Source organism: Blastococcus carthaginiensis, from assembly GCF_030731085.1.
Taxonomy (GTDB): Bacteria; Actinomycetota; Actinomycetes; order Mycobacteriales; family Geodermatophilaceae; genus Blastococcus; species Blastococcus carthaginiensis.
In genome coordinates this window covers 95,528-115,869 of sequence record NZ_JASNFN010000011.1, presented here as the reverse complement: position 1 = coordinate 115,869, position 20,342 = coordinate 95,528, and the positions used below count along the sequence as shown (strand labels likewise).

At 74.2% G+C, this 20,342-nt stretch carries 19 protein-coding genes and 2 tRNA genes; 13 read left to right on the top strand and 8 right to left on the bottom strand.

Translation table 11 applies throughout. The features are described 5' to 3' along the window. Positions 1-52: 52 nt before the first annotated feature. A complete protein-coding gene (gene cimA / locus QOZ88_RS11165) occupies positions 53-1,633 on the top strand; it encodes a citramalate synthase (RefSeq protein WP_305999841.1) in 1,581 nt (526 codons plus the stop codon). Here cimA and QOZ88_RS11160 read toward each other — a convergent pair. The 3 genes from QOZ88_RS11160 to QOZ88_RS11150 all read right to left on the bottom strand — a co-directional run bounded on the left by QOZ88_RS11160 (position 1,624) and on the right by QOZ88_RS11150 (position 3,564). Further along, positions 1,624-2,346: a glutamine amidotransferase gene (locus QOZ88_RS11160; RefSeq protein WP_305999840.1), complete on the bottom strand. Its 723-nt coding sequence runs from the start codon at positions 2,344-2,346 to the stop codon at positions 1,624-1,626. The genes cimA and QOZ88_RS11160 overlap by 10 nt on opposite strands. A gap of 4 nt (positions 2,347-2,350) precedes the next feature. After that, on the bottom strand, positions 2,351-2,677 hold the full coding sequence (locus QOZ88_RS11155) for a putative quinol monooxygenase (RefSeq protein WP_305999839.1): 327 nt from the start codon (positions 2,675-2,677) through the stop codon (positions 2,351-2,353). Between the two features lie 506 nt (positions 2,678-3,183). After that, positions 3,184-3,564: a VOC family protein gene (locus QOZ88_RS11150; protein WP_305999838.1), complete on the bottom strand. Its 381-nt coding sequence runs from the start codon at positions 3,562-3,564 to the stop codon at positions 3,184-3,186. Positions 3,565-3,606: 42 nt separating this feature from the next. On the opposite strand from QOZ88_RS11150, the gene QOZ88_RS11145 reads away from it, so the two are divergent. From QOZ88_RS11145 to galK, 7 genes are all read left to right on the top strand, one after another. Then, the gene (locus QOZ88_RS11145; protein WP_305999837.1) at positions 3,607-4,419 is read left to right on the top strand and encodes a fumarylacetoacetate hydrolase family protein; all 813 of its coding nucleotides are present in this window, start codon (positions 3,607-3,609) and stop codon (positions 4,417-4,419) included. Further along, positions 4,416-5,891 carry a glutamate--tRNA ligase gene (gene gltX, locus QOZ88_RS11140; RefSeq protein ID WP_305999836.1) on the top strand — a complete coding sequence of 492 codons (1,476 nt, stop codon included), beginning with the start codon at positions 4,416-4,418 and terminating at the stop codon, positions 5,889-5,891. The genes QOZ88_RS11145 and gltX overlap by 4 nt, the downstream gene beginning before the upstream one ends. Further along, positions 5,888-7,051 carry a CPBP family intramembrane glutamic endopeptidase gene (locus QOZ88_RS11135; protein WP_305999835.1) on the top strand — a complete coding sequence of 388 codons (1,164 nt, stop codon included), beginning with the start codon at positions 5,888-5,890 and terminating at the stop codon, positions 7,049-7,051. Before gltX ends, QOZ88_RS11135 begins: the two co-directional genes overlap by 4 nt. Before the next feature lie 78 nt (positions 7,052-7,129). Continuing rightward, positions 7,130-7,201 (top strand) — tRNA-Gln (locus QOZ88_RS11130). A 35-nt stretch (positions 7,202-7,236) separates the two neighbouring features. Beyond that, a tRNA-Glu gene (locus QOZ88_RS11125) sits at positions 7,237-7,309 on the top strand. 156 nt (positions 7,310-7,465) lie between these two features. After that, positions 7,466-8,548 (top strand): galactose-1-phosphate uridylyltransferase, encoded by a 1,083-nt coding sequence (gene galT, locus QOZ88_RS11120; protein ID WP_305999834.1) that lies wholly within the window; start codon positions 7,466-7,468, stop codon positions 8,546-8,548. Next, on the top strand, positions 8,545-9,711 hold the full coding sequence (gene galK / locus QOZ88_RS11115; protein ID WP_305999833.1) for a galactokinase: 1,167 nt from the start codon (positions 8,545-8,547) through the stop codon (positions 9,709-9,711). Before galT ends, galK begins: the two co-directional genes overlap by 4 nt. A 55-nt stretch (positions 9,712-9,766) precedes the next feature. Here galK and QOZ88_RS11110 read toward each other — a convergent pair whose 3' ends face one another. Continuing rightward, the gene (locus QOZ88_RS11110) at positions 9,767-10,429 is read right to left on the bottom strand and encodes an IclR family transcriptional regulator (protein WP_305999832.1); all 663 of its coding nucleotides are present in this window, start codon (positions 10,427-10,429) and stop codon (positions 9,767-9,769) included. A 112-nt stretch (positions 10,430-10,541) separates the two neighbouring features. Between QOZ88_RS11110 and leuC the strand changes: the two genes are divergently transcribed. Further along, entirely contained in the window at positions 10,542-11,948 is a 1,407-nt protein-coding gene (leuC, locus tag QOZ88_RS11105; protein WP_305999831.1) for a 3-isopropylmalate dehydratase large subunit, read from the top strand. Positions 11,949-11,952: 4 nt separating this feature from the next. Then, on the top strand, positions 11,953-12,567 hold the full coding sequence (gene leuD, locus QOZ88_RS11100; RefSeq protein ID WP_305999830.1) for a 3-isopropylmalate dehydratase small subunit: 615 nt from the start codon (positions 11,953-11,955) through the stop codon (positions 12,565-12,567). A 65-nt stretch (positions 12,568-12,632) separates the two neighbouring features. Here the strand turns inward: leuD and QOZ88_RS11095 are convergent, their stop codons facing one another. The 3 genes from QOZ88_RS11095 to cofC are packed head-to-tail and all read right to left on the bottom strand — an operon-like array spanning position 12,633 to position 16,273. After that, positions 12,633-13,565: an NUDIX hydrolase gene (locus QOZ88_RS11095; protein WP_305999829.1), complete on the bottom strand. Its 933-nt coding sequence runs from the start codon at positions 13,563-13,565 to the stop codon at positions 12,633-12,635. After that, positions 13,549-15,621 (bottom strand): RNA degradosome polyphosphate kinase, encoded by a 2,073-nt coding sequence (locus QOZ88_RS11090; protein WP_305999828.1) that lies wholly within the window; start codon positions 15,619-15,621, stop codon positions 13,549-13,551. The genes QOZ88_RS11095 and QOZ88_RS11090 overlap by 17 nt, the downstream gene beginning before the upstream one ends. Positions 15,622-15,625: 4 nt before the next feature. Continuing rightward, on the bottom strand, positions 15,626-16,273 hold the full coding sequence (gene cofC, locus QOZ88_RS11085; protein ID WP_305999827.1) for a 2-phospho-L-lactate guanylyltransferase: 648 nt from the start codon (positions 16,271-16,273) through the stop codon (positions 15,626-15,628). A gap of 115 nt (positions 16,274-16,388) precedes the next feature. Between cofC and QOZ88_RS11080 the strand changes: the two genes are divergently transcribed. From QOZ88_RS11080 to QOZ88_RS11070, 3 genes are all read left to right on the top strand, one after another. Continuing rightward, positions 16,389-17,210, top strand: a complete 822-nt coding sequence (locus tag QOZ88_RS11080; RefSeq protein WP_305999826.1) for a lysophospholipid acyltransferase family protein — start codon at positions 16,389-16,391, stop codon at positions 17,208-17,210. Beyond that, entirely contained in the window at positions 17,207-18,202 is a 996-nt protein-coding gene (locus tag QOZ88_RS11075) for an NAD(P)H-dependent glycerol-3-phosphate dehydrogenase (protein WP_305999825.1), read from the top strand. Before QOZ88_RS11080 ends, QOZ88_RS11075 begins: the two co-directional genes overlap by 4 nt. A gap of 149 nt (positions 18,203-18,351) precedes the next feature. Continuing rightward, the gene (locus tag QOZ88_RS11070; RefSeq protein ID WP_305999824.1) at positions 18,352-19,482 is read left to right on the top strand and encodes a cystathionine gamma-lyase; all 1,131 of its coding nucleotides are present in this window, start codon (positions 18,352-18,354) and stop codon (positions 19,480-19,482) included. On the opposite strand, the gene QOZ88_RS11065 is transcribed toward QOZ88_RS11070, so the two are convergent. Further along, on the bottom strand, positions 19,453-20,253 hold the full coding sequence (locus tag QOZ88_RS11065; RefSeq protein ID WP_305999823.1) for a CDP-alcohol phosphatidyltransferase family protein: 801 nt from the start codon (positions 20,251-20,253) through the stop codon (positions 19,453-19,455). The two genes, QOZ88_RS11070 and QOZ88_RS11065, sit on opposite strands and share 30 nt — an antisense overlap. Positions 20,254-20,342 lie beyond the last annotated feature (89 nt).

The following is a 20,342-nucleotide window of genomic DNA, read 5'->3' as shown; positions in this document are numbered from 1 at the left end:
CCCGGGGGGTCTTTTTCGTGTTCGGGCCGATACCACCGCCCCGGGAGACCTCATGACCAGCACCGACTTCCACGTCTTCGACACCACGCTGCGCGACGGCGCCCAGCGCGAGGGCATCAGCTACTCGGTCGCGGACAAGCTCGCGGTCGCCCGGCTGCTGGACGAGATCGGGGTCGGCTTCATCGAGGGCGGGTGGCCCGGGGCTCTGCCGAAGGACACCGAGTTCTTCGCCCGTGCGCGCACCGAGCTGCAGCTCAAGCACGCGCAGCTCGTGGCGTTCGGCGCGACCCGCAAGGCCGGCGTCGCCGTGGAGGACGACCTGCAGGTGCGCGCGCTGCTGGACGCCGGGACGCCGGTGGTCTGCCTGGTCGCGAAGTCCGACGTCCGGCACGTCCGCGAGGCCCTGCGCACGACGCTGGAGGAGAACCTGGCGATGGTGGCCGACACGGTCGCCTTCCTCGTGTCGCACGGCCGCCGGGTGTTCCTCGACTGCGAGCACTTCTTCGACGGTTACGCGACCGACCGCGACTACGGTGTGCGCGTGCTGCAGGCGGCGTTCGAGGCCGGGGCGGAGGTCGGCGTCCTGTGCGACACCAACGGCGGCATGCTGCCCATGGGCGTGGGTCGGGTGGTCGCCGACGTGTCGTCCCGCGTGGACGGGAAGCTGGGCATCCACTGCCAGGACGACACCGGGTGCGCCGTCGCCAACACCCTGGCCGCGGTCGAGGCGGGCGTCACCCACGTGCAGGGGACGGCGAACGGCTACGGGGAGCGGGCCGGCAACGCCGACACGTTCGCGCTGATCGCCAACCTGGTCACCAAGATGGGCGTCCCCGCGGTTCCCGCCGAGTGCCTCCCGGAGCTGCAGCGGGTCAGCCACGCGATCGCCGAGCTCGCCAACATCGCCCCCGACGACCACCAGCCCTACGTGGGCGCCTCGGCGTTCGCGCACAAGGCCGGCCTGCACGCCAGTGCGATCAAGGTCAGCCCGGAGCTCTACAACCACCTGGAGCCAGCGGTCGTCGGCAACGACATGCGCATCCTCGTCACCGAGATGGCCGGGCGGGCCTCGGTCGAGCTGAAGGGGCGCGAGCTGGGCGTGGACCTCACCGGCCAGACCGACGCGATCGGCCGGGTGGTCGACCAGGTGAAGGTGCTGGAGGCCGACGGCTGGTCCTTCGAGGCCGCCGACGCCTCCTTCGAGCTGCTGCTGCGCGCGCAGCTGCCGGAGGCGCCGCCACCCCTGTTCGAGCTGGAGAGCTACCGGACCTCCGTCGAGCACTGGGGCAACGGCGTCGTCGTCAGCGAGGCGACGGTCAAGGTGCACGTCGACGGTGAGCGGATCATCAGCACCGGCGAGGGCAACGGCCCGGTGAACGCCCTGGACAACGCGCTGCGCCAGGCGCTGGTGCATCGCTACCCGCAGCTGGCCGACGTCTCCCTGGCGGACTACAAGGTCCGCATCCTCGGCTGGAAGGGCGGCACCAGCGCGACCACCCGCGTGCTCATCGACACCACCGACGGGGTGGGGGAGTGGACCACGGTCGGCGTCCACGCGAACATCGTCGAGGCGTCGTGGCACGCGCTCGTCGACGCGCTCACCTACGCGGTGCTGCGCCGGCCTCAGCCGTAGCGGGCGACGAAGTTCGCCAGCAGCCGGCCGGGCGCGGTCACCACCGCGGGGGTCAGCCGCTGGACGACGGCCTCCACCTCGGACGGCGCGAAGTAACCGGCGTGCTGGTAGATGCGCACCCGGGCGACGATCGCGGCGACGTCGAGCTCGGGGTGGAACTGGGTGGCGTACACGTTGCGCTTCACCTTGAACATCTGCACCGGGCAGGTCGCCGACGAGGCCAGCAGCAGCGCGGTGGGCGGCAGCACGCGGCACGCCTCCTTGTGGCCGACGAAGGCGGAGAAGCGGTCGGGCACCCCGGCCAGCAGGGGGTCCTCCCGGCCCTGCGGGGTGAGGGTCACCTGCACGGCCGACACCGGTTCGGCGTACGTGGGGTCGACGACGCCGCCCTGGTGGGTGCCGAGGGTGCCGATCCCGTAGCAGGCGCCGAAGAAGGGCAGGTCCCGGTCGACGATCTCGTCGAGCAGGCGGCCGACGTCGCGCTCGACCCGCACCTGGACGGCGGACTTCTCCGCGTCGGAGGAGTTGAACGGGCCGCCGCCGAGGAAGACGCCGGCGTAGTCGTCGAGGTCGAGCGCCGGCAGCGGCCCGGCCTCCAGCCGGATGCGGTGCAGCCGCGCGGCGGGCAGGGCGGTGCAGCGCAGGAAGGAGGCGTGCTCCTCGTCCGCGGCCTCGTCCTCGGGGCGGGAGGACAGCAGCAGGAAGGGTTTCACCCGGTCAGCGCGGCTGGATCTCGCCCATCGGGCCCCAGCCGGTGACGTCGGGGGCGTCCACGTAGATGATCTGCGGCTGCGCGGAGACCAGGTCGGGGGCCTGCTCGACGAAGCGCGCGAAGGCGTCCGTGGCGACGTGGGCGGCACCCGCGTCGGCGTCCCGGAAGCCCTCGACGCAGACGAAGGTGTGCGGCTCCTCGAGGCTCCGCGACCACTCGAAGAACAGCGAACCCTCCTCGGCGTTGACCGCACGGGCGTAGTCGGCGGCCAGCCCGGTCCACTCGTCGGCGCGCTCGGGACGGACGGGGAACTTCACGACGATCAGGATCACGGTGACATTGTCGGCCTCCGGCCGACACCGCGGCCACGTGCCGTCCCCCTGACGCGCGGAGCCGTGCCGTCACGGCTGCCCGGGACCCTCCGGACCCCACTCGCCGTGACACCGCGGCCACGTGCCGTCTCCTCGCTGCGCGGAGTCGTGCCCCACTCGCCATGACACCGCGGCCACGTGCCGTCCCCCTGCTGCGCGGAGCCGTGCCGTCCCGGCTGCCCGGGACCCTCCGGGCCCCACTCGCCGTGACACCGCGGCCACGTGCCGTCTCCTCGCTGCGCGGAGTCGTGCCCCACTCGCCATGACACCGCGGCCACGTGCCGTCCCCCTGCTGCGCGGAGCCGTGCCGTCACGGCCGCCCGGGACCCTCCGGACCCCACTCGACGTGAGACCGCGGCCAGTTGCCGTCCCCGGCGACCGCCTGCTGGGGCGGTCGCTCTCTGCCCACGTCGGCGGGGCAGAGAGGTACTGCCCGCAGGACATCCCGTGCGCCCGCGGCTGCCCCGTCAGACGGGGTCCAGCCGGGCCCTCAGCAGGCAGAACTCGTTGCCCTCGGGATCGGCGAGGACGTGCCAGGTCGCATCCGCGGGCTGGCCGACGTCGGCCGGCGTCGCGCCGAGGTCGAGCAGCCGCTGCAGCTCGGCATCCTGGTCGCGGTCGGTCGGGCTGACGTCGATGTGCAGGCGCACCTTCCCCGGCGTCGGGTCGGTGACCGGCACGAAGATCAGCGTGGGCGCGGGCCCGCCGAAGCCGGCGTCCGCGCCGATCTCGACGGCGCCGTCGTCCTCCCGCCCCACGACCCGGTAGTCGAGCACCGCCGCCCAGAAGGCGGCGAGGGACTCGGGATCCCGGCTGTCGACGACGAGTTCGCTGAACCGGCAGGCCATGGGTGCACGGTAGGCAGGAAACGGCGCGACTAACCTCGGCTCGTGCGCATCGTCCGTTTCGCCAGTCCTCAGGGCATGTCCTTCGGCGTCCTCGACGGAGACGGCCAGGTGGCCCAGATCGAGGGCCACCCCTTCGGCCAGGTCTCCTTCACCGGCGCCCGGTTCGCCCAGGCCGACATCCGGCTGCTCTCGCCGATCCTGCCGAGCAAGGTGGTGTGCGTCGGCAAGAACTACGCCGAGCACGTGAAGGAGATGGGCACCGGTGACGCGCCGGGGGAGCCGCTGCTGTTCCTCAAGCCCTCGACGTCGGTCATCGGCCCCGGTGACGCGATCCGCATCCCGCCGGGCAGCACCAACGTGCACCACGAAGTGGAGCTCGCCGTGGTGATCGGCGCCCGCGGGGCCCGCAACGTCACCCCCGAGCAGGCGCTGGGCAGCGTCTTCGGCTGGACCATCGCCAACGACGTCACCGAGCGGGACATGCAGAAGGGCGACGGGCAGTGGACCCGCGCCAAGGGCTTCGACTCCTTCTGCCCCCTCGGGCCGTGGATCGAGACCGACCTGACCGGCATCGGCCTGGACCCGGCCGACCTGGAGGTCACCTGCGACGTCGACGGCGAGCGCCGCCAGACCGGCCGCACCAGCCAGCTGCTCTTCGGCATCCCCACGTTGATCTCCTACATCTCGCAGGTGATGACCCTGCTGCCCGGCGACGTCGTGCTCACCGGCACCCCGTCGGGCGTCGGCCCGATCCGCCCCGGCCAGACCGTCTCCTGCTCGGTGCAGGGGCTGGGCACGCTGACCAACACGGTGACGGCGGCCGACGCCGTCTCGACCGCCGGTGGCGCCCGGTGACCGTCCGCACCCGCTTCTGCCCGTCGCCGACCGGGCTGGTCCACGTCGGGCTGATCCGCACCGCCCTGTTCAACTGGGCGCACGCCCGCCACCACGGCGGCACCTTCGTCTTCCGCATCGAGGACACCGACGCCGCCCGCGACTCGGAGGAGTCCTACCGGCACCTGCTGGACAGCCTGCGCTGGCTGGGCCTGGACTGGGACGAGGGCCCCGAGGTCGGCGGCCCGAACGGCCCGTACCGGCAGTCGGAGCGGTCCGAGGTGTACCGGGAGGTGGCCGCGAAGCTGCTCGAGTCCGGGCACGCCTACGAGTCCTTCTCGACCAACGAGGAGGTCGACGCCCGGCGGCGGGCGGCCGGCCAGGATCCCAAGCTCGGCTACGACAACCACGACCGGTTCCTCACCGACGCGCAGAAGGCGGCCTTCCGGGACGAGGGCCGCCAGCCGGTGCTGCGGCTGCGCATGCCCGACGAGGACCTCACCTGGCCCGACCTGGTGCGCGGCGAGGTGCGATTCGCCGCCGGCGCGGTGCCGGACTTCGTGCTGGTGCGCGGCAACGGCGCTCCGCTGTACCCCTTCGTGAACCCGGTCGACGACGCCCTCATGGGCATCACCGACGTGCTCCGCGGCGAGGACCTGCTGCCCTCGACCCCGCGGCAGCTGGCGCTGTACGCGGCGCTCACCGACATCGGCGTGGCGCAGGCCACCCCGCGCTTCGGCCACCTGCCCCTGGTGACGGGCGAGGGCACCAAGAAGCTGTCCAAGCGCGACCCCACGTCGAACCTCGACGTCTACCGCGAGCGCGGCTTCCTGCCCGAGGGGCTGGTGAACTACCTCGCGCTGCTGGGCTGGTCGATCGCCGAGGACCGCGACATCTTCTCGACGGCGGAGCTGGTCGAGGCGTTCGACGTCACGCGGGTGAGCGCCAACCCGGCCCGCTTCGACCTGAAGAAGGCCGAGGCGATCAACGCCACCCACCTGCGGGCGCTGCCGGTCGAGGAGTTCACCGCCCGGGTGGTGCCGCACCTGGCCGCCGCCGGGCTCGTCGGCGAGCCGCCCACCGCCGAGCAGGACGCGGTGCTGCGGGCGATCGCGCCGCTGGCGCAGGAGCGCATGGTGGTGCTCTCCGAGGCCGTCGGGCTGCTGGGCTTCCTGTTCGTCGACGAGGTGGAGATCGACCCGGCCGCCGCCGAGAAGCAACTGGCCGGCGACGCCGCCGTCGAGGTGCTGGACGCGGCGACGGCGGCGCTGGGCGAGCTGCCGGAGTGGGCCACGCCGGCCATCGAGCAGGCGCTGAAGGAGGCGCTCGTCGAGGGTCTCGGGCGCAAGCCGCGCCAGGCGTTCGGGCCGGTCCGCGTCGCCGTCAGCGGGCGCACGGTGTCCCCGCCGCTGTACGAGTCGATGGAGCTGCTGGGCCGGGAGCGGACGCTCGCCCGGCTGGCCGCGGCCCGCACGGTGGCGTCGGCGGGATGAGCCACCCGGCGGCCGGCGGGGGTCCGGCCGAGGAGCCCTACGCCGGACCGCCGCCCACGCTGCGGCCGGCGCCGGGGGGCTTCCCGGTGCCGCCGTGGCCGCAGGCACCGGGGCCCTACGCGCCGGCGCCCTGGCACTACGCACCGGCGCCGTTCCCACCGGGGCCCTACGCACCGGCGCCGATCCCACCGGCGCCGCCGGCCGGGTGGGCGCTGCCGCCGGGCACACCGCCGCACGACGAGCCGACGTCGTTCCTGCACGCCATGCGCGCCCGCGACTGGGCCTGGTGGCGGCCCCTGCTGGGGCTGCTCCTGCTCGGGGTGGTCTTCCTCGTGGCCGGTGCGCTGCTCGGCGTCCTGGGCATCCTCACCGGGATCAGCCCCGACCTGGCGCTGATCGAGCTCACCGACCCCGGCACGCTGCTGGTCACCAACGCGACGCTGGTCGTGGGCATCCCGGTCGTGTGGCTGGCCTGGGCGGTGGCGCACGGCATGCGGCCGGGCTGGTCGTCGTCGGTGCTCGCCCGGTTCCGGTGGCGGCTGCTGCCCCGGCTGACCGTGCTGGCGCTGCTTTCGATCGGCGTCGTCATCGGGCTGTCGGTGCTCGTGGGCGTCACCGCGGGGGAGGTGGAGGTCACCGGGCCGATCCGCTCGTGGGGCTGGCTGCTGGCCGTCGTCCTGCTCACCACGCCGCTGCAGTCGGCGGCGGAGGAGTACCTGTTCCGCGGCTACCTGAGCCAGGCGATCGCCGGCTGGATCCGCGCCCCGCGTGCCGGCGCGGTGGTGGCCGCGGTGGTGACCGGTGCGCTCTTCTCCCTCGCGCACCTGCCGCCGGACCTCGCCACCTTCCTCGACCGCTTCCTCTTCGCCCTCGCCGCCTCCTGGGTGGTGTGGCTGACCGGGGGCATCGAGGCGGCCGTGGTGATGCACGCGGTCAACAACGTGGTGCTGTTCCTGCTGGTCGCACTGCTGGGGGACGCGGTGGCCACGAACGTGGTGCCCGCCGGGCTCGTGCCCGTGTCGCTGGCGCTCACCGCGGCCGGCTTCGGTGGCTTCGTCCTGCTCGTCGCCCGGTGGCGGCGGCGGGCGCGGCCGGAGCTGCGCACCCCCGCCCTGGACCTGCGCGTCCCGCCGGGAGCGGCACCCGTGCCGGCGCGCTGACCCCCCGGCCGGGGGGTGGTGCGCCCCGCCCCCGGGACGTCGGGTACAGTTCTTCCCGGCGCCGCGAGGTGCCACCCATGGGGTATGGGGTAATTGGCAGCCCGACGGTTTCTGGTTCCGTTAGTCTAGGTTCGAGTCCTGGTACCCCAGCGAGGAAGCCTGGTTCCTCTCGCACCACCCAGCACGGCCCCGTCGTCTAGCGGCCCAGGACGCCGCCCTCTCACGGCGGTAGCGAGGGTTCGAATCCCTTCGGGGCTACGCGACCGAGAGCCCCCGACCACTGGTCGGGGGCTCTCGCCGTTCCCGAGCTCGTTCGCGGGGGCTGCTGCCGTTCCAGGTGGCAGCGTGATCACGGGCGGGCTTACCGTCTGCCCGCCATTCAGGCCCGTGAGGCGGTGAGGAGGCGGTCGCGCGGTGTTCCGGACGAGGCGTGCCCTGGCCGACGGCCGGGAGATCCTCTACTTCGACGCACGAGCCGTGGCCCGCGACGCCGTGGACGGCCGCGACCTGCCCGCCGTCGCCACCCGTTCGCAGCTGCGGTTCGACCCGCTGCTCGGCGAGTGGGTCGTCGTTGCCGCGCACCGGCAGACGCGGACCTTCCTGCCGCCGGCCGACCAGTGCCCGCTGTGCCCCTCCCGGCCCGGCCGGCCGACCGAGGTGCCCGAGAGCGACTACCAGGTGGTCGTCCTCGAGAACCGGTTCGCGTCGCTGGCCACCGACGTCGACCGGGGCGTGCCGACCGCGGCGCCCGGCAACCCGCTCGCGGAGCGGCGGCCCGGGCTGGGCCGCTGCGAGGTCGTCTGCTTCACCAGCGAGCACGACCGCGACTTCGCCCAGCTCGACCGGGACCGGGTGCGGCTGGTCGTCGACGTGTGGGCCGAACGAACCGCCGAGCTCTCGGCGCTCGAGGGCGTCGAGCACGTCTTCTGCTTCGAGAACCACGGCGAGGAGATCGGGGTGACCCTCGACCACCCCCACGGCCAGGTCTACGCCTATCCGTTCGTGCCGCCCCGGGTGGAGCGGGTGCTCGCCTCGGCACGGCGGCACCGGGCCGCCACCGGACGCGGGCTCTTCGCCGACGTGCTCGCGGCCGAGCGGAGCGGCCCCCGGGTGGTCGCCGCCGACGAGCACTGGACGGCGTTCGTGCCGGCGGCCGCGCGCTGGCCCTACGAGGTGCAGCTGTTTCCCACCCGCCAGGTGCCCGACCTCCCCGCGCTCGACGACGCCGAGCGGGACGCCCTCGCCGAGGTGTACCTGGACCTCCTCGGCCGCTTCGCGCACCGCTTCGACACCCCGATGCCCTACATCGCCTCCTGGAACCAGGCGCCCGTGCACGAGGGCCGCGAGGAGTGGTGGTTGCACCTGCAGCTGTTCTCGCTGCGCCGGGCGCCGGGCAAGCTGAAGTACCTGGCCGGCTCCGAGTCGGGCATGGGGGCCTTCATCACCGACACCGATCCCGAGGACGTCGCCGAGCAGCTGCGGGCCGTGACCTGGTGACGGGGGAGCGGGCCGGGAACCGTGCCGCCGAGGCCTTCGCCGCGCGGTTCGGCGGGCTCCCGGAGGGGGTCTGGGCGGCGCCGGGGCGGGTCAACGTCATCGGTGAGCACACCGACTACAACGGCGGCCACGTGCTGCCCGTCGCGCTGCCGCACACGACGCGCGCCGCCGTCAGCCGGCGGGACGACGGCCGGCTGGTCCTGCGCTCGCTGCAGCACCCCGACGACGACGCCGACGTCGCCGTCGCCGACCTGGAGCCGGGCACCCCCTCGGGCTGGGCCGGCTACGCGGCCGGGGTCGTGCACCAGGTGGCCGGCTCGGCACCGGGTGGGCTGAGCGTCCTGGTGGACGGCGACGTGCCGGCCGGGGCCGGGCTGTCCTCGTCGGCCGCGCTGGAGTGCGCCGTCGCCCTGGCCCTGCGCGACGTCCTGGACCTCCACCTCGGCCCCGGCGACCTGGTGGACGTCGCGCGGCGCGCCGAGAACGACTTCGCCGGCGCCCCGACCGGGATCCTCGACCAGTCGGCGTCGGTGCTCTGCACGGAAGGGCACGCGCTGTTCCTCGACACCCGCGACCGCAGCAGCGAGCAGGTGCCCTTCGACCTGGCCGCCGCCGGTCTGGCGCTGCTCGTGCTCGACAGCGGCACGACGCACCACCACGCCGCTTCCGGCTACGGCGACCGGCGCCGCGAGTGCGAGGAGGCGGCCGCCCGGCTGGGGGTCGGCCTGCTGCGCGAGGTGCCCGACGTCGCCGCGCTCGACGCCCTCGCCGACGGCACCCCCGAGGGCGAGCGGCTGCACCGGCGGGCGCGGCACGTGGTCACCGAGGACGCCCGGGTGCTGCAGGTGGTGGGGGCGCTGCGCTCGGGCGCCGACCCCCGGTCGATCGGCCCGCTGCTCACCGAGGGCCACGCGTCGCTGCGCGACGACTTCGAGGTCTCGGTGCCGCTGCTGGACGCCTGCGTGGAGGCCGCCGTGGCCGCCGGCGCCCACGGCGTCCGCATGGTGGGCGGCGGCTTCGGCGGCAGCGCGATCGCGCTCGTCGAGGCCGATGCCGTCGACGCCGTCACCGCCGCCGTCGCCGACCGGTTCGCCCGCGAGGGCGCCCCCGCCCCCCGCTCCTTCGTCGCCGTCCCGTCCGCCGGGGCCCGGCGACTGCGCTGAGCGCACCCCCCGGTGGGCGAGCGGGCTGCCCGACCAGCCTGCCGGTTCCCGACGGTCAGCGGGCCGCGCGGGAGATGGCCGCCGCGGCGTCGAGCACGACGCCGACGACCTCGGGGCTCGGCCGGCGGCCGAGCCGCTCCACCGGGCCGGAGATGGACACCGCGCCGAGCACCGTGCCGGTGGCGTCGCGGACCGGTGCCGACAGCGAGGCGACGCCGGCCTCGCGCTCGGCCACGCTGTGCGCCCAGCCGCGCCGCCGGACGTCGAGCAGCGTGCGCGCCGTGAAGCTCGCCGACGGCAGCAGGCGGGTCACCTCGTCGGCGGGCATGAACGCCAGCAGGGCGTGCGCCGCCGACCCCGCCGTCATCGGCAGCCGGGCGCCGACCGGGACGGTGTCCCGCAGGCCGCTGGTGCGCTCCGCCGCGGAGACGCACACGCGGGTGGCGCCGTCGCGCACGTAGAACTGCGCGCTCTCGCCGGTCGCGTCGCGCAGCGTGACCAGGTGGCGCGCGGCGATCTCGCCGATGTCGGCGGTGCCCCGCCCCAGCTCGGCGAGCGCCGGCCCCGGCGCCCAGCTGCCGCTGTCGGTGCGCCGGACGAGGCGGTGCCCCTCGAGCGCGACGGCCAGCCGGTGGGCCGTCGCCCGGGGCAGGCCGGTGCGCGCGACGAGCTCGGCTAGGGTCGCCGGCTCGTGCGCGATGGCGTGCAGGATCGACACCGCTTTGTCCAGAACCGCGACCGGGTTAGGCTGTCCCACACAGCAATACTCGCATCCCGAAGAGTGAGACAGTCAACTCGGGATCGACCAGTCACCCGAAGGGGACGAGCCCGTGCCGAAGACCCTGGCCGAGAAGGTCTACGACGCCCACGTCGTGCGCAGCACGTCGGGGGAGCCCGACCTGCTCTACATCGACCTGCACCTCGTGCACGAGGTCACGAGCCCGCAGGCCTTCGACGGCCTCCGGACGGCCGGGCGCACGGTGCGCCGCCCCGATCTCACGATGGCCACCGAGGACCACAACGTCCCCACGCTGGACATCCTGTCGCCGATCGCCGACCCGGTCAGCCGGGCGCAGGTCGACGCGCTGCGCCGGAACGCCGCCGAGTTCGGCATCCGCCTGGCCCCCATGGGCGACCGCGACCAGGGCATCGTGCACGTCATCGGCCCGCAGCTGGGGCTCACCCAGCCCGGCATGACCATCGTGTGCGGCGACAGCCACACCTCCACCCACGGCGCGTTCGGGGCGCTGGCCTTCGGCATCGGCACCAGCGAGGTCGAGCACGTGCTCGCCACGCAGACGCTGCCGCAGTACCGCCCCAGGCAGATGTCGGTCACCGTGGACGGCGAGTTGGCGCCCGGCGTCTCGGCGAAGGACATCATCCTGGCCGTCATCGCCCAGATCGGCACCAACGGTGCCGCCGGCCACGTCATCGAGTACCGCGGCAGCGCCATCGAGGCGCTGTCGATGGAGGCCCGCATGACGATCTGCAACATGTCGATCGAGGCCGGCGCCAAGGCCGGCCTGATCGCCCCCGATCAGACCGCCTTCGACTTCCTGCAGGGCCGGCCGCACGCCCCGCAGGGCGCCGACTGGGACGCCGCGGTGGAGCACTGGTCGACGCTGCGCACCGACGAGGGCGCGGTCTTCGACGCCGAGGTCGTGCTGGACGCGTCGTCCCTGACGCCGTTCGTCACCTGGGGAACCAACCCGGGGCAGGGGCTGCCGATCAGCGAGCGGGTGCCCGACCCCGCCGAGATGGCCGACGAGGGAGAGCGCCGTGCCGCCGAGCAGGCGCTGGCCTACATGGGGCTGACCCCGGGCACGCCGCTCACCGAGATCGAGGTCGACACCGTCTTCCTGGGCTCCTGCACCAACGGGCGGATCGAGGACCTGCGCGTCGCCGCCGAGATGCTGCGCGGCAGGAAGATCGACCCGGGCACCCGGATGCTCGTCGTCCCCGGCTCGGTGGGCGTCAAGAGCCAGGCCGAGGCCGAGGGCCTGGACAAGGTGTTCGTCGAGGCCGGCGCCGAGTGGCGCGGCGCCGGGTGCTCGATGTGCCTGGGCATGAACCCCGACCAGCTGAAGCCCGGCGAGCGGTCGGCCTCGACCAGCAACCGCAACTTCCAGGGCCGCCAGGGCAAGGGCGGGCGCACCCACCTGGTGTCGCCCTCGGTGGCCGCCGCCACCGCGCTCACCGGCCGCCTCACCGCCCCCGCCGACCTGATCGGAGCCTGACGCCATGGACGCCTTCACCACGCACACCGGCACCATCGCGCCGCTGCGCCGCAGCGCCGTCGACACCGACCAGATCATCCCGGCCGAGTACCTCAAGCGGATCACCCGCACCGGGTTCGAGGACGGCCTCTTCGTCGCCTGGCGCACGAACGAGCCGGACTTCGTGCTCAACAAGCCGGAGTTCGCGGATGCCTCGATCCTGGTCGCCGGGCCCGACTTCGGCACCGGTTCGTCCCGCGAGCACGCCGTCTGGGCGCTGCTGGACGGCGGCTTCCGCGTGGTCATCAGCTCGCGGTTCGCCGACATCTTCAAGAACAACTCGACCAAGGCCGGGCTGCTCACCGTCGTCCTGCCCCAGGCCGAGGTGGAGTCGCTCTGGGCCGCCGCCGAGGCCGACCCCACCACGCAGGTGACCGTCGACCTGCAGGCCAAGCAGATCACCTACTCCCCGGGGGGCGGTCAGAGCACGACGGTGCCGTTCGACGCCGACGACTACACCCGCTGGCGGCTGCTGGAGGGGCTCGACGACGTCGGCCTCACCGAGCGGCACCTCGCCGACGTCGAGGCCTACGAGGCCCGCCGCCCCGCCTGGCTGCCCAAGGCGCTGCCCGCGCTCTGACCTCGACCCACAGGCATAGGAAGCTTTACATGCGTCCCCGGACCCGGGAGCGCACGTAAAGCTTCCTATGCCTGTGACGGCGCGTCGGGGTCGGGCTCGAAGTCCCGGTAGTAGTCGGCCACCAGCGCACCCCGCCGGCCGCCGAGGGCCCACACGCTGCCCTTGGCGGCCGGCGGTGGCAGGCCGGGGACGCCGTGGCCGTGCACGCCCAGCGCCTGCAGCAGCGACGGGATGACCCCGCCCTGGCTGCACAGCACGGTGATCCCCTCCGCCCCTGGCCCGAGCAGCCGCTCGAGGGCGGTCAGCGTCGTCTGCGGGTCCTCCGCGAAGCACTCCTCGCCGAACTCCGGGCGGTCGTGCACGCCCAGGCCCACGAACCCCGCCAGGGGCTCCACCGTCGAGCGGCAGCGCAGCGGCGGGGCCGAGGCCACCGCTGCGGGGGAGAAGAACGGCAGCGCCCCGGCCAGCCGCTGCGCCTGGCGCCGTCCCTTGGCGTCCAGCGGTCGCAGGTCGTCGGGGCCGTCGAACTCCTGCTTGCTGCCTGCGCGGCCGTGGCGCACCAGCAGCACGGCGACCTCGCGGGGGACGTCGGTGCGGGCGGCGTCGGTGACCACCAGCCGGTCGTGGTCGTGGGTCACCTGCGCGGCGGCCTCCTCGGGGGGGAGCCAGCGCAGCTCGTCGACCTCGTCGTTGGCCACGAAGCTGCCGCCCACGCAGCGCATCGCCCAGTAGTCGACGCGCTTGGGCGCCCCGTCGACGACGTAGCGCGTGGTGGGGCAGCGGCGCCCGGCGACGACCTCCAGGCCCGTCTCCTCGACCACCTCGCGGCAGGCCGCCTGGAGGGGGTGCTCGCCGGCGTCCAGCTTGCCCTTGGGCAGCGACCAGTCGTCGTAGCGGGCGCGGTGGACGACGGCGACCTCGATCCCGTCGCCGTCGGCCGGCCGCCAGACGACGCCGCCCGCGGCGACGACGGTGCGGCGCTCAGCCGGCGAGCTCATGGACCCTCCGCATCAGCGCCGCCTGGTGGTCCCGCCCCTCCAGCCGCTCCCAGCTGCCGTCGCTGCGCAGCTCCCAGCAGCGGACCCCGGGGGCCATCGCGGGCTCCAGCGCCTCCTCGAGCTGGGTGCGGGCCGCCTCGTCGCAGACCCGCAGCAGCACCTCCACGCGGCGGTCGAGGTTGCGGTGCATGAGGTCGGAGCTGCCGATCCACCACTCGGGGTCGCCGCCGTTGTCGAATGACATGACCCGGGAGTGCTCGAGGAAGCGCCCGACGATCGAGCGCACCCGGATGGTCTCCGAGACGCCGGGCACCCCGGGCCGCAGCGCGCAGATGCCGCGGACGAACAGCTCCACCGGGACGCCGCCGCGCGAGGCCTCGTAGAGGGCGTCGATGATCCGTTCGTCGACGATCGAGTTGGCCTTGATGCGGATGCCCGACGGGCGGCCCTCGGCGGCGTGCCGCGCCTCGCGGCGGATCTTCTCGATCAGCCCGTTCCGGATGCCGTGCGGCGCCACCATGAGCGTGCGGTAGTTGGTCTGCCGCGAGTAGCCGGTGAGCACGTTGAACAGGTCGGTGAGGTCCGCGCCCACCCGCGGGTCGGCGGTGAGGATGCCCAGATCCTCGTAGATGCGGGCGGTCTTGGGGTTGTAGTTGCCCGTGCCGATGTGGCAGTACCGGCGTATGACGCCCTGTTCGCGGCGCACGACCAGGGCGGTCTTGCAGTGGGTCTTGAGCCCGACGAGCCCGTAGACCACGTGGCAGCCGGCGCGCTCCAGCGAGCGGGCCCAGCTGATGTTGGCCTCCTCGTCGAAGCGGGCCTTGATCTCGACGAGCACCACCACCTGCTTGCCGGCCTCGGCCGCCTCGATCAGCGCGTTCACGATCGGGGAGTCGCCGGAGGTGCGGTAGAGCGTCTGCTTGATGGCGAGCACGTGCGGGTCGGCCGCCGCCTGCTCGATGAACCGCTGCACGCTCGTCGCGAACGAGTGGTACGGGTGGTGCACCAGCACGTCGCCCTCGCGGAGGGTGGCGAACACGCTCTTGGGCGTCTCGCCCTCGGACAGGCGCGGGTGCGTCGCCGGTACGAACGGGTCGTCCTTCAGCTCCGGCCGGTCGAGGTCGTAGAGCGCCGTGAGCGAGGCCAGGTCCAGCAGCCCGGGCACGTGGACGACGTCGTCGGGGAAGACCTCCAGCTCGGAGATGAGCACCTCGAGGATCCGCGGGTCCATCGGCTCGGCCACCTCGAGGCGGACGGCCGGGCCGAAGCGGCGCCGGGCCAGCTCGCGCTCCAGGGCCTGCAGCAGGTCCTCGTCGCGGTCCTCCTCCACCTCCAGGTCGGCGTTCCGCGTGACCCGGAAGAAGTGGTGGTCGATCACCTCCAGGCCCGGGAACAGCTGGGCGAGGTGCGCGGCGATGAGGTCCTCGAGCGGCAGGAAGGTGGCGGTGGAGTCGGCCGCCTCGACCGCGACGAACCGCGGCACGTTGTTGGGCACCTTGAGCCGGGCGAACCGCGGGGCGCCCGTGTCGGGGTCGCGCACCGACACCGCCAGGTTCAACGACAGCCCGCTGATGTAGGGGAACGGGTGCGCGGGGTCGACCGCGAGCGGGGTGAGCACGGGGAACACCTGGTCGCGGAAGTAGTCCCGCAGGCGGCGCGTGTCCTCGTCGGCGAGGTCCTCCCAGTGCACGATCCGGATGCCCGACTCCTCCAGCCGGGGCAGCACGTCCTCGTTGAAGACGTCGGAGTGGCGCTGCACCAGCTCCTGGGTGCGCGCGGTGACCCGCTCCAGCTGCTCCCGGATGGTCAACCCGTCGGGCGAGCGGACGGTGAGCCCGGTGCTCTGCCGGCGCTTCAGGCCGGCGATGCGCACCATGTAGAACTCGTCCAGGTTGCTGGCGAAGATGGCCAGGAACTTGACCCGCTCCAGCAGCGGCAGCGAGTCGTCCTCGGCCAGCTCGAGCACGCGGGCGTTGAAGTCCAGCCAGGACAGTTCCCGGTTCAGGTAGCGGTCGGCGGGCAGGGCGTCGGTCCGGGCATCGCTCTCTGGGGCCACTCCCTCATCGTGCCGTACCGATCCGGCTCACGAGCAGCGGCGAAGCCCGCACCAGCCCGGTCGTGCGCGGACCGGCCCCGAGCCCGAGAACCGCCCGCAGGTCGGCGGGGACGTCGACGTCGCGCCGCAGCCCGGGCCACGCGCCGGTCAGCCGCACCGCTCCCTCGAGCTCGTGGGCGTGCGCCGAACCGCGCCCGAACCGTGGGTGCAGCGGCACGCCGGCGGCGGTCAGCAGCGTGGTCCCCGTTCCCTGGGCGTCGGCCACGAAGCAGCGGGGCGCCGCCTCCGCGGCCACCAGCGCGGCGGCCAGCTCCTGGGGTCGCAGGGCGGGCAGGTCGGAGGAGAGGGCGGCCACGTGCGTGCTCCCGGTGCGCCGCGCACCGTGCTGCAGCGCGGGGTTGAGGCCGCGGTCGGGCTCGTCGGCGACGGCGGTGGCACCGAGGTCGCCCGCCAGCTCCGCCGACGCCGGTTCGTCGGTGACGACGACGACCGACCCCACCCGATCGCAGGCCAGCGCCGCGGCGACCGTGTCGGCGAGCAGGGCGAGGACCAGGGCGCCGTGGTCGCCGCCGGGGCCGGCGGTGAGCGGGCGCAGCCGGGTCTTGGCCGCGACGAGGCGCTTCGCCGGGACGACGACCGACCACCTGGACACGGCCCCACAATGTCAGCACCCGGTGGCGCGCGACCCCGTCGGACCGGACCCGGTGGTCCGGGCCCGGCGGGACGGGTCGATCATGGGCTGGCTCGAGGCAGAGGGAGGCGGGTCGGTGACGGAGGAGACGTCCCCGCGCGGTGCGGGCGCCGACGGGGGACCGGGCGCCCTGCCGGAGGGCAGGTGGCGCACCCGGGGGCGCATCCCGTTCGCCCTCTGGCTGTGCATCCTGGTGATCCACCCGGTGGCGTCCCTGCTGTTCCGGCTCCGCTACCGCCAGCTCGAGCGCATCCCCGTGCGCGGGCCGGTCCTGCTCGTGGTCAACCACGTGTCGGTGCTCGACCCGCTGGCCTGCGCCCGTCTGGTGTTCGACCGCGGCCGCATCCCGCACTTCCTGGCCAAGGAGGCGGTCTTCAGAGGCGTGGCGGGCACGATCCTGCGGGCCGCGGGGCAGATCCCGGTGGCCCGGTACTCGTCGGCCGCGCGGGGGTCGCTGGATGCGGCGCGGGCCGACCTGCAGGCCGGCAGCATCGTGGTGATCTACCCCGAGGGCTCGGTGACGCGCGATCCCGCGTGGTGGCCGATGCAGGCCCGCACGGGGGCGGCGCACCTGGCGCTCACCACCGACGCCGTCGTCGTGCCGGTGGCGCAGTGGGGGCCGCAGCGGGTGCACGACTACCACGCCAAGAAGCTGCACCTGCGGCTGCGCACACCCGTCGACTACCTGGTCGGCGAGCCGATCGACCTCTCGGCCGTGCGCGCCGAGGTCCGGGCCGGCCGGCCGCTGGACGCCCCAATGCTGCGGGAGACGACCAACCTCATGATGACCAGGGTGCGCCACCAGCTCGCCGAGCTGCGGGGGGAGCCGGCCCCGACCGCCGTCCACCCCGGTCCGGGGCGCTCGCGTCCCGGCGGCACCGCGGGGAGCGCCGCGTGACGCGGGCGGCGGTGCTCGGGGCCGGTTCCTGGGGCACCACGTTCGCCAAGGTGCTCGCCGACGCCGGCTGCGACGTCCGGCTGCACGCGCGGCGGCCCGAGCTGGTGCAGGCCATCAGCGACCGGCGCGAGAACCCCGACTACCTCCCGGGCGTGCGCCTGCCCGACCGGCTGCGGGCGACGGTGGACCCGGCCGACGCGCTGGACGACGCCGAGGTGGTCGTGCTGGCGGTCCCGTCGCAGACGCTGCGCGGCAACCTCACCGTCTGGCGCGAGCTGCTGCCGCCGGACGCCACGCTGCTGTCGCTCATGAAGGGCATCGAGCTCGGCAGCACCAAGCGCATGAGCGAGGTCATCTGCGAGGTCACCGGCTCGGGGACGGGGCAGGTGGCAGCGCTGTCGGGCCCCAACCTCGCCCGGGAGATCGCCGAGGAGCAGCCGGCCGCCACCGTCATCGCGTGCTCGGACCCCGACCGGGCCGCGGTCCTGCAGGCGGCCTGTCACACCCGCTACTTCCGGCCCTACACCAACCCGGACGTCGTCGGCTGCGAGCTGGGCGGAGCGGTCAAGAACGTCATCGCGCTCGCCGCCGGCATCGCCGAGGGGCTCGGCTTCGGCGACAACACCCGTGCCTCGCTGATCACCCGCGGGCTGGCCGAGACAGCCCGGCTGGGCCTCGTGCTGGGCGCCGAGCTGACGACCTTCGCGGGGCTGGCCGGTCTGGGCGACCTGGTGGCCACCTGCAGCTCGCCGCTGTCGCGCAACCGCACCTTCGGCGAGAAGCTCGGCCGCGGCATGACCGTGGAGGAGGTGCAGCAGAGCACCCGGCAGACCGCCGAGGGCGTGAAGAGCTGCCGCTCCGTGCTCGACCTCGCGCGGGCGCACGGCATCGACGTCCCGATCACCGAGGCCGTCGTGCGGGTGTGCCACGAGGGCGAGGCGCCGGCGCAGATGGTGCGGGAGATCATGTCGCGGGAGGCGAAGCCCGAATGAGCGGACAGGGGCGTGAGCATCGCAGCGAGGCGGCCGGTGACAGGGAGGGAGCATCGCAGCGAGGAACGAGCGAGGAGCGGACCGACCGCGGAACCGGCCTGGATCCTCGAGCGAGGAGCGGAGCGCCCCGCGGGAGCGAACGGGGTGCAGTGAGCGGACACGGGGACGGGACGCGGTCGGTGCGGGCGGGGGAGGACCCGGCCGTGCCGGGCGCCCCGCTGCGGCCCTCACCGGTCTTCGCCGCCCCCTTCCACCTCGGGGACCAGCCCCCGCGGGCCGGCGGCGCCGACGCCTACGCGCGGACCGAGCAGCCCAGCCTCCGGCACTTCGAGGACGCCGTCGGGGAGCTCGACGGCGGCCGCTGCCTCTCCTTCGCCACCGGGATGGCCGCCCTCACCGCCGCGGTCCTGGCCTGCGTGCGCAGCGGTGACCGCGTCGTGCTGCCCTCGGACGGCTACTACACGACCCGCCTGCTGGCCGCCGAGGAGCTCGCCCGCTTCGGCGTCGAGGTGCGGTACGTGCCGACGCCGGAGATCGAGCGGGTCGCCGCCGAGGGCGGGCTGGCCGGGGCCCGGATGGTGCTGCTGGAGACGCCGAGCAACCCGCAGCTGGACGTCTGCGACATCGCGGCCGTCGCCGCGGCCGCGCACGCCGCCGGCGCGCTGGTCGCGGTCGACAACACCACCGCCACCCCGCTGGGCCAGCGGCCGCTGGCGCTGGGCGCGGACCTCACCGTCGGCAGCGACACCAAGGCGCTCACCGGCCACAGCGACGTGCTGCTCGGGCACGTGACGGTCACCGACGACGCGCTGCACGCGGCCGTGAAGGGCTTCCGCGACCGCACCGGCAGCACGCCGGGGCCGTTCGAGGCGTGGCTGGGGCACCGCTCGATGAGCACCCTGGACCTGCGGCTGGCCCGCCAGGCGGAGAACGCCGCGGCGGTCGCCGAGCTGCTCGCCGGGCACCCCGCCGTCACGGGCCTGCGCTGGCCGTGGCGGACGGAGGACCCGTCGTTCGCGCTGGCCTCCCGGCAGATGCTGCGCCCGAACGGCGTGGTCTCCGCCGAGCTGCCCGACGAGGCCGCCGTCTCCCGGTTGCTGGGCGCCAGCCGGCTGTGGGCGGCGGCGACCAGCTTCGGCGGCGTGCACAGCACCATCGACCGGCGGGCGCAGTGGGGCGGGGACGCCGTCCCGGAGGGCTTCGTGCGGCTGTCCTGCGGCATCGAGGACACCGCGGACCTGGTCGCCGACCTATCCCGCGCGCTCGACGCCCTGGGGTGAGACGGACCGGCGGCGGCTGCCGGCCACCGTGAGCCAGATGCTCACGCCGAAGTAGTAGGCCAGGTAGACCATGCTCACCGCGACGACCACCGGGTGCGGGTCGGGGTACTGGACGATCAGCACGGCGAAGGCGACGAGCCAGACCGCTGCCAGCCCCAGGTTCACACCCTGCAGCAGCTTGGTGCGGGACGGGTAGACGTACTTGACCGGCACGAACACCAGCACGGTCAGGACGGCGAGCGCGATGCCGACGCCGGTGGTGCCGACGTCCAGGATGATCGCGTAGAAGGCCACCACGTTCCAGTAGCTGGGGAAGCCGAGGAAGTAGTGGTCCTCGGTCTTCGCGTCCACCCGGCAGAACTGGTAGCACGAGGCGAGCAGCGGCAGCGCGGCCAGCACCCAGCCGAGCGCGCCACCGGGCAGCCGGTCGGTCGTCCAGAGCAGCACGATCGGGGCGAAGACGTAGGTCAGGTAGTCGACGATGTCGTCCATGCGGGCGCCGTCGAACCAGGGGATCGTCTCCTTGACCCGGAACCGCCGGGCCAGCATCCCGTCGGTGCCGTCGATGAACAGCGTCGCGAGGATCAGCCACAGGGCCGTCTCGACGGCGCCGTCGAAGGCCGCCAGGACGATGAGCAGGCCGAGCACCGAGCCGCTGGCGGTGTACAGGTGCACCGCCGCGCCGGCCAGGCGCAGTCCTGGGGAGTGCTCGGGCCCGTCGGTGGTGCGCGCGGCCCCGGGTGCGGTCTGGTGAGCTGGGTCGTCGGGCACGGCGACGAGGCTGCCACACCGCGCCCGGCCCGGCGGACCGGCGCGTGCACCGACGTCGCGGCGGGGGCGGCGGCAGGGCCTCGGTTAGG